The organism is Streptomyces sp. NPDC090499 (genome assembly GCF_044769305.1).
Lineage (GTDB): Bacteria > Actinomycetota > Actinomycetes > Streptomycetales > Streptomycetaceae > Streptomyces.
The window spans coordinates 1-6,874 of sequence record NZ_JBIVXP010000045.1; the positions used below are offsets into that span (position 1 = coordinate 1).

7 protein-coding genes and 1 pseudogene are annotated in these 6,874 nt (G+C 68.0%); 5 read left to right on the top strand and 3 right to left on the bottom strand.

The genetic code is table 11. From position 1 onward, the window contains the following. On the top strand, positions 1–268 hold a 268-nt coding region (locus tag ACIQVL_RS51360; protein ID WP_403479290.1), incomplete at its 5' end, for a hypothetical protein. A 100-nt stretch (positions 269–368) separates the two neighbouring features. Further along, positions 369–701 (top strand): hypothetical protein, encoded by a 333-nt coding sequence (locus ACIQVL_RS51365; protein ID WP_403479291.1) that lies wholly within the window; start codon positions 369–371, stop codon positions 699–701. Between the two features lie 88 nt (positions 702–789). Here ACIQVL_RS51365 and ACIQVL_RS51370 read toward each other — a convergent pair whose 3' ends face one another. From ACIQVL_RS51370 to ACIQVL_RS51380, 3 genes and pseudogenes are all read right to left on the bottom strand, one after another. Next, positions 790–1,224, bottom strand: coding sequence for a GNAT family N-acetyltransferase (locus tag ACIQVL_RS51370; RefSeq protein ID WP_403479292.1), 435 nt, complete (start codon positions 1,222–1,224; stop codon positions 790–792). 254 nt (positions 1,225–1,478) lie between these two features. Continuing rightward, positions 1,479–2,249: pseudogene (locus ACIQVL_RS51375) on the bottom strand (transposase). A gap of 7 nt (positions 2,250–2,256) precedes the next feature. Further along, positions 2,257–2,595: a hypothetical protein gene (locus ACIQVL_RS51380; RefSeq protein ID WP_403479293.1), complete on the bottom strand. Its 339-nt coding sequence runs from the start codon at positions 2,593–2,595 to the stop codon at positions 2,257–2,259. 709 nt (positions 2,596–3,304) lie between these two features. Between ACIQVL_RS51380 and ACIQVL_RS51385 the strand changes: the two genes are divergently transcribed. The 3 genes from ACIQVL_RS51385 to ACIQVL_RS51395 all read left to right on the top strand — a co-directional run. Beyond that, positions 3,305–3,541 (top strand): hypothetical protein, encoded by a 237-nt coding sequence (locus tag ACIQVL_RS51385; protein WP_403445094.1) that lies wholly within the window; start codon positions 3,305–3,307, stop codon positions 3,539–3,541. Positions 3,542–3,640: 99 nt separating this feature from the next. Then, positions 3,641–6,151: a Helicase associated domain protein gene (locus ACIQVL_RS51390; RefSeq protein WP_403479294.1), complete on the top strand. Its 2,511-nt coding sequence runs from the start codon at positions 3,641–3,643 to the stop codon at positions 6,149–6,151. Between the two features lie 561 nt (positions 6,152–6,712). Beyond that, a partial coding sequence (locus ACIQVL_RS51395; RefSeq protein ID WP_403479295.1) for an alpha/beta fold hydrolase occupies positions 6,713–6,874 on the top strand: 162 nt, incomplete at its 3' end.

The window sequence follows — 6,874 nt, forward strand, 5'->3', positions numbered from 1 at the left end:
TACCCAGCCGAGCGCCCCGAAAGCACCCCCGCGCTACCCAACACCACCAACGCGACCGCCGGTTGATCGGCTACACCACGAGAAGGGACACGACCTAGCCGAGTTCATCGATCGCGAGGAGGTCGACGGCGGCAGCGGGCGCGGACAGCAAATCTTCGTGCTCAGTCGGCCGCGGCTTCCACAACGGCGCACGCTGCCCTACATCGTCATGACCCGCGCCTGCCTCCAGGCACACCCCGTGGTCCCGGGCAACTCCCACCTTCAGTGAACACCTCCATCGCCGCCCTGAAGTAGCCTTCCCCCGCAAGCGGGCCCTCGCCCGCCCACTGCCCCAACTACCTGGCCAGCGCGCAGAGGAAAGGGACAGCGTGCACGACGACCCCAACCGCATCGCGTCAATACTGCGAGCGAGGTACAAACAACGGCTGCCGTCCAGCCTCGACGAGCTGACCGGACCCGAGCACGGGATGGCGGAGTTGCCGCTGCACATCGCGTGGTCCGGACTGCGCACCCTCGATCTGGACCGACCTCGCCAGCGCATAAGTCTGTACAGAACAGTGCTCGCCGAAGGCATGCGCGCCGACCTATGCCGCTTCCTCAACCGGGACATCCTGCTTCAGCTATGGCCAGTGCTCCACAAGCTCATCAGCAGGCACATCAAAGACGTCTGGGAGGAAGCGTTCTCCGAGCTGCAACCATGATCAACTCCCAGCACGCTCCCCCGACACCACCACAGTAGGCGTTCTCACCACAACTGCAGCAGTCTCAACCAACGTGCAGAACCGCAGGTCAAACAGCTCGAGCAGGGTTCAGAACCCGTCGCAATCCATCTGCGGGACCGCAGGTCAACGGCATGCAGTCACCGCAACAACGGTGCGACCTCACAACCGCGTCGATGAGCCGGCCGCCCAGGCCGCCATCGCGTTCGCCGGGAACGACATATACGCACTGCAGGTCACCTGATGCCCGCTGCAGGGCACGCGGGCTGGGCACCCGCGGGAGGACCGCCAGCCAGGCCATGCCGATGATCACCTCATCACGGACCATGACCATGCACCGATGCGACGACGTGTTCTCCCTCGCCCACCTGACGAAGTGCTGCACGAACTCCGCACGCCCGGTGACGGGAGCATCCTGGTTCTCAAGGATCCACTGCCATCGGAGTTCAGCGACGACGTCCAGTTCATCAGAGGCGGCCGGACGGATGATGACGTTGTTGTCCACCCGCGCATTGTGCTGTCATCTGGCCGCTGCCGTCATCACCGCAACGCGGTCCCGCAGCCACCACGCTCCGCATCCCGCCGCCCCGATAGTCCCAAATCGAACCGCCCTCCGGAGCCATTTCACAACGCTTGATCTTCACAAATTAGCCGCAGAACGGGGCCCGTTGGAGTCGCCTCGGTGGGGCCGCTCAACATCGCCCTAAGCGTTGTCCCGTCAATGATCTAGGACGTGTGCGTTGACCTGCCTGTTCGTCGTCACCCGGCGAGGGTGAGGTTGTGCAGGCGGGCGATGCCGAGCATCGTGTGGTGGACGCCGTCGCCCTTGAGGCGGCAGTCGCGGAGGATCTTCCAGGTCTTCATCCGGGCGAAGGCGTGCTCGACGCGGGCGCGGACCTTGCGGTGGGGGGTGTTGTGTTCCTCTTTCCATGCCTGCAGTTCGCTCTGGCCGGGTTCGCGGCGGTGCGGGATGAGCAGGCCGGTGCCCCGGTAGCCGCCGTCCGCGATGACCGTGGTCTTGCCGACGGCGGCCTTCGCTCCGGACAGATCCCACGCCTTGCAGTCGTTGCGGTTGCCGGGCAACGACCGGCCGACCGCGACGACCAGCCGAGTGTCGTCGTCGATGACGACCTGGTGGTTGGTCGAGTAACGGTAGTTCTTCGACTGCTCAGCGATGCTGTGGTCGCGCGTGGGGACCAGGGTGCCGTCCACGATCAGCACGGTGTCCTTGCGGAACCGCTTGCGTTGCTGGAGCGCGAGCGCGGGTCCGAGGTGGTCGATGATGCGGTCGGCTGCGGACTTGGACACCCCGAACAGCGGCGCCAGTTGACGAAGGGTGAGGTTCGCTCGCCAGTACGCGGCGACCAGCAGCACGTGGTCCTCCAGCGGCAGGCTTCACGGCCGGCCCTTGCGCACCGGATTTGCACCCTCGCGCCGGAGCGCGGCGATCAGCTTGCCGAACTGCCGCGGGCTGAGCCCGCTGAACGGGGCCATCCAGGAGGGCTCCGACGCCGTGATCACACCAGTCACTGCGTGATCATTCCACTGCTTCAGGTTCTCCGTGCTCGAAGTCGATGCGGCAGCGTTCAACCTGCTCGGCCACGTGCTCCATGAACCAGCGCATGATCTCGTAGGGAATGACGAGTTCGTCGTGGCTGTGGATGTGGACGGTCGGCTCCAGGTCCGGATCCTCGTCGGGTATCACCGCCACCAGGAAGGCCACTCCAGGCAAATGCGTTCCGGCGCTGGGGATCTCAGCCCACGCCGCCGGCGCCGGGACGGCTTCGCTCAGCTCCACGCACCATGCGTCGTCCGGCAAGGCGTAGTGGAACTGGATGGCGTAGTGACGACCAGCATGAACACGCAGCTCTGGCATGTCCGCAGGCTTTCACAGCCCCGCGTCGGAGTCCTTCGAGTATCCCGCTCAGCACCTGGCGCGGGGGCCAGCCAGCCTTTTGCGGGACAGCCCTTAGCGACCCCACTCTGAAAGGGGACTGGCGCTGCCTCTTGTGCTTGCCCGCGGGGCGGACGGCCGTGGCGAAACCACCTCTATTTCGTTGGCAGGGTATGTGCCCGTCGAACGATCCGAAGCCCACGCTGCCCGCCCGCTATATGCGATGCCCGGACGGCTCGTACCTGTGTCGGGCCAACAGAGGGACCTGGACCGCTAGCGTGTGCCTCGACAGCAAAGGCAACGAAGTGTCTGCCGTTCCGATCACAGCTGCGGAATACGAAGCCGCGTTCAAAGCGAACGGTCGTTCCGTCTTCATCATGGGCTGACGCTGAAGACGGGCCGCATTACGTGATCGGCGCTTCACGGCGGGCGGGTCAGATCTCGGTGTAGGCGGTCTGGCTGTCGGTCCGCACGCGGGCAGCCGTCGGCTTTCCCGTGGGGAGGCCGGGCGGGGCCCATCAGGGGGCCTTCACCTGGGGATTGGGGCGGTACCCGTCCGCGCACCATGCAGCATAAACCGGCCACACGGATAGATTCTGACCGAGAGCATTCGATCTCCTCCGAGGCTTCGATCAGACGAACTTCCCTCAATCTGTCAATTTTATTGACGGGTTTTGCCACGGTGGGGCGCATGACCGTATCCACCGAGGACTCGCCCGACCTGATCGCCGCAGACTTCGCCGTCGCCATCCACCAGGGGGCCGTCCGTGACACCGACCGGCATATCTTGCGGGACGGCGGTCGGCGCCCCGAGGACCAGCCCGGTATCGCCCTGTACGGCGGCCCGATGCCGCTTGACGAGGACGTCGTTCTGAGGATCTGGCCCGAGTGCGGTGCACTCCGTGACCCCGATGGCCCGCCGTTCTAGTCTCCCGCCCGGCACCCTTGCTGGGCGGTCGTCCACTTCCCGGCGCACGGCCGCCCGCCTACCCAGTCACCAGAGTGGCAGACCAGGAGGAACACCATCGTGGCCGTGGCCCTTCGTCCACATCAAGTCGAGGCCGTTGATTCGGTACTTCGCCACCTCTCGGAGCAGCCGGGGAAGGGGGTCCCGCCCGAGGGGCTGCGGACTCAGGTCGTCGCTGCGACCGGGTCGGGCAAGACGTTGATCGGGGTGGCGGTGGCGGACCGTCTGTCCGCGCGGCGGGTGCTGGTGCTGGTGCCGACGCTGGACCTGCTGTTGCAGATGGCGGCTGTGTGGCGGGCGGGCGGCCGTCGTGGCGCGATGGTCGGGGTGTGTTCCCTGCGGGGTGCGGACAGTCAGGGTCTGCCGTGCTCGACTGATCCGGATGAGTTGATCGTGTGGACGGCCGGGCCCGAGGTCGTGACGGTGTTCGCGACGTACGCGTCGGTCGGTATGGGCACGCTCCAGCGGGCGCATGCTGCGGGTCTGCCGGTGTGGGACCTGATGGTCGTGGATGAGGCGCATCGCACCAGTGGTGACGGGCTGAAGCCGTGGGCGGCGGTTCACGACCAGGTCCAGGTGCCGGCGGTGCGGCGGTTGTACATGACGGCGACGGCGCGGATCTGGGAGGCGGAGGGGGAGCGGCCGCGGCTGGTCGCGTCCATGGGCGACGGCTCTGGGGTGTTCGGGCCGGTCGCCTACAGGCTGAAGCTCGGCGAGGCGATCCGTTTGGGGCTGGTGGCGCCGTATCAGGTGCTGTGCCTGGACATCCGCGACCCGGATCTGTACGCCGTGCTGACCGCTGAGGCCGCCAATTCCGACGCGGTGCGCGGGGCCAGGCTCGCTGCTGTGCAGACCGGTCTCCTGCGTGCTGCGGCGGAGGAACGTTTCCGGCGGGTGCTCTCCTTCCATAGCCGGGTCGGGGAGGCGGAGGCGATGGCGGCCGCCGTGCCGGTGACGGCGGGCCGGCTCTCCGAGGATGGCCCCGACGTCTTCCCGCCGGCCGCGCAGGTGTGGGCGGACTGGCTGTGCGGCGAGCACGCGCCTGCCCACCGCCGGGCCGTGCTGGAGGAGTTCGCCTCCGGCTTCCTTGCCAGGACGGCCGCCGATGGGCAGGGCCTCGCCGAGGATGGCGGCCTGGACGTGCGCGCCGAGCTGCGGGTGCTGTCCTCGGTGCGGGTGTTGGGCGAGGGTGTCGACACCGCCGAGTGCGATGCGGTGCTCTTCGCGGACGCGCGCGGCAGCATGGTCGACATCGTGCAGATGGTCGGCCGTGCCCTGCGCGTGCGGCCCGGGACCGGGAAGTTGGCCACGTTGATCGTGCCGGTGTTTCTCGGCGAGGACGAGGACGCGAACGAACTGCTGACCTCGGATGCCTACGGCACCCTCGCGAAAGTCCTCGGCGCCTTGCAGGCGCACGATAGGGACATGATCGAGGCGCTTGCCGGCCCGCGCGTCCGCAACGCTGTCCCGCAGATTGACGCGGACCAGGACGACGGCCAGGACCAGGACGACGGCCTGGGCGCGGGCGATGACCTGGAGGCCGTCCGGGTCGGCGCGGTGGCGGCCGGCGTGCTCAGGTTCAGCGAGGAACGCGATCCGGCCGCGCTCGCGCGGTTTGTCCGGCTGCGGGTCATCGACCCCGAGGCCGCGTACTGGCGGCGTGGCATCGAGGCCGCGACCCGGTGGCTGCGCGAGACCGGCGGTACTGAGCTGCGGGTCCCGTACACGTACGTCACCCCGGAGGACTGGGGTGCGGTCGGCGCGTACCCGCTGGGGGTGTGGATCGCGGACCAGCGCCGGTACTACGCGGCCGGGACTCTGGAGACCTCGCGTGTCATCGAGCTGGTGGCCCTTGGGATGGTGTGGTCGGTGCAGGCGGTCGCCGAGGAGGCCGGTCTTGCTGTCGCGCGCTCGTACGCCGACGCACATGGGCATCTGCTCCCGCCCGCCAGTGCGGTCTGGGACGGCTATCCCATCGGGATCCATATGAAGAACGCCCGTGCGGCGGCCCGCAGGACGGCCGAGAACGCCAACCGGCGGGCAGCGGGGGAAACCGTCCCCTGTGCCGGTGAGCTGTCACAGAGCCGTATGGGGGGCTTCTCCGAGATCGATCCGGGGTGGTGCCCGGTGTGGGAGATCGGGTGGCAACGCTGCTACCGGCTTGTCCTCGCCCATGTCCAGGGTGGGGGTGCTGTGCCCTGCGGGCCCGGCCGGCTCGTCGTCCAGGGCGAGGACCTGGGTATCTGGACCGCCGGGCAACGGAGCGGGTGGGACAAGCTCATGCCCGCTCAGCAGTACCTGCTGGAGTCAGTCGGGATCGAGCCCACCGACGAGGGCGAGCCGGTGGCAGGCGCGCGCCGCACGCAGGACGCCCGATGGGTGCTGAACATGACGGCCGCCCGCCAGTTCCATGCGCGCGAGGGGCACCTGAATGTGCCCCGCAAACACGTCGAGACCGTCGATGGCTTGCCGGTCAGACTCGGGGCATTCACCGACAACGCCCGCCGCCGCGCAGCGAAGCTGAGCCCCCAGCGCCGCGTAGACCTCGATGCACTCGGCATGCGCTGGTAGCCGGTGCGCCCGGGTGTGACGGTGGCCCGCCCCGTGAGACCCGGGGCGGGCCATCGACGTGTGCGTGGCCGTGAAGGGCGGTCGCCTACGCGGCGAAAGGCTCCATGAGGTATCAGCCGAACGATCATCCTCATGGGCAATAAGTGAGGCCCGGGGACACTGTCCCCTCCACAACCACATTCTCCACAACACGGGCGGGCGGTCGGCCATTCCCGCGCGGATGGCGGCTGGACCGGAAGTTCCTCCGGGTCTGCCGTCTCGGAGGTGACGGCGTCCAGTACGCCGTGCTCGGGGTCGCGTGCATGCGCGATCTCGCCCTCGGCGGATGGAGACCAAGCTGTATGGCAGTCCGTCTTCCTCGCGGCTGCTCGGGGTCGATCGTGCTGGGGTCGTCGTGGGGCTCCCTCATGCGGTGCGGTGTGGTGCCGCGCTCCTCCCGCCTGCGGGGCCGGATGGTTCCCGTTCCGCCGGGCTTGCCATGGATCTCCGCAGTACCGGTCTTGACCACCTTGGCTAACACGAGTAGCTTTTTAGCTATTGCGATTAGCCATGGAGGCCGGCATGACTGAGTTCCTGAACGTGGAAGGCGGCACCCTCGCCTACGAAGTGACCGGCTCCGGGCCGCTGATGGTGCTTGCGCACGGGATCGGCCAGAGCCGCGACGCCTACCGGTTCATGGCCCCGGAGCTGGTGGCCGCGGGTTACCGGGTCGCGGCGGCGGAC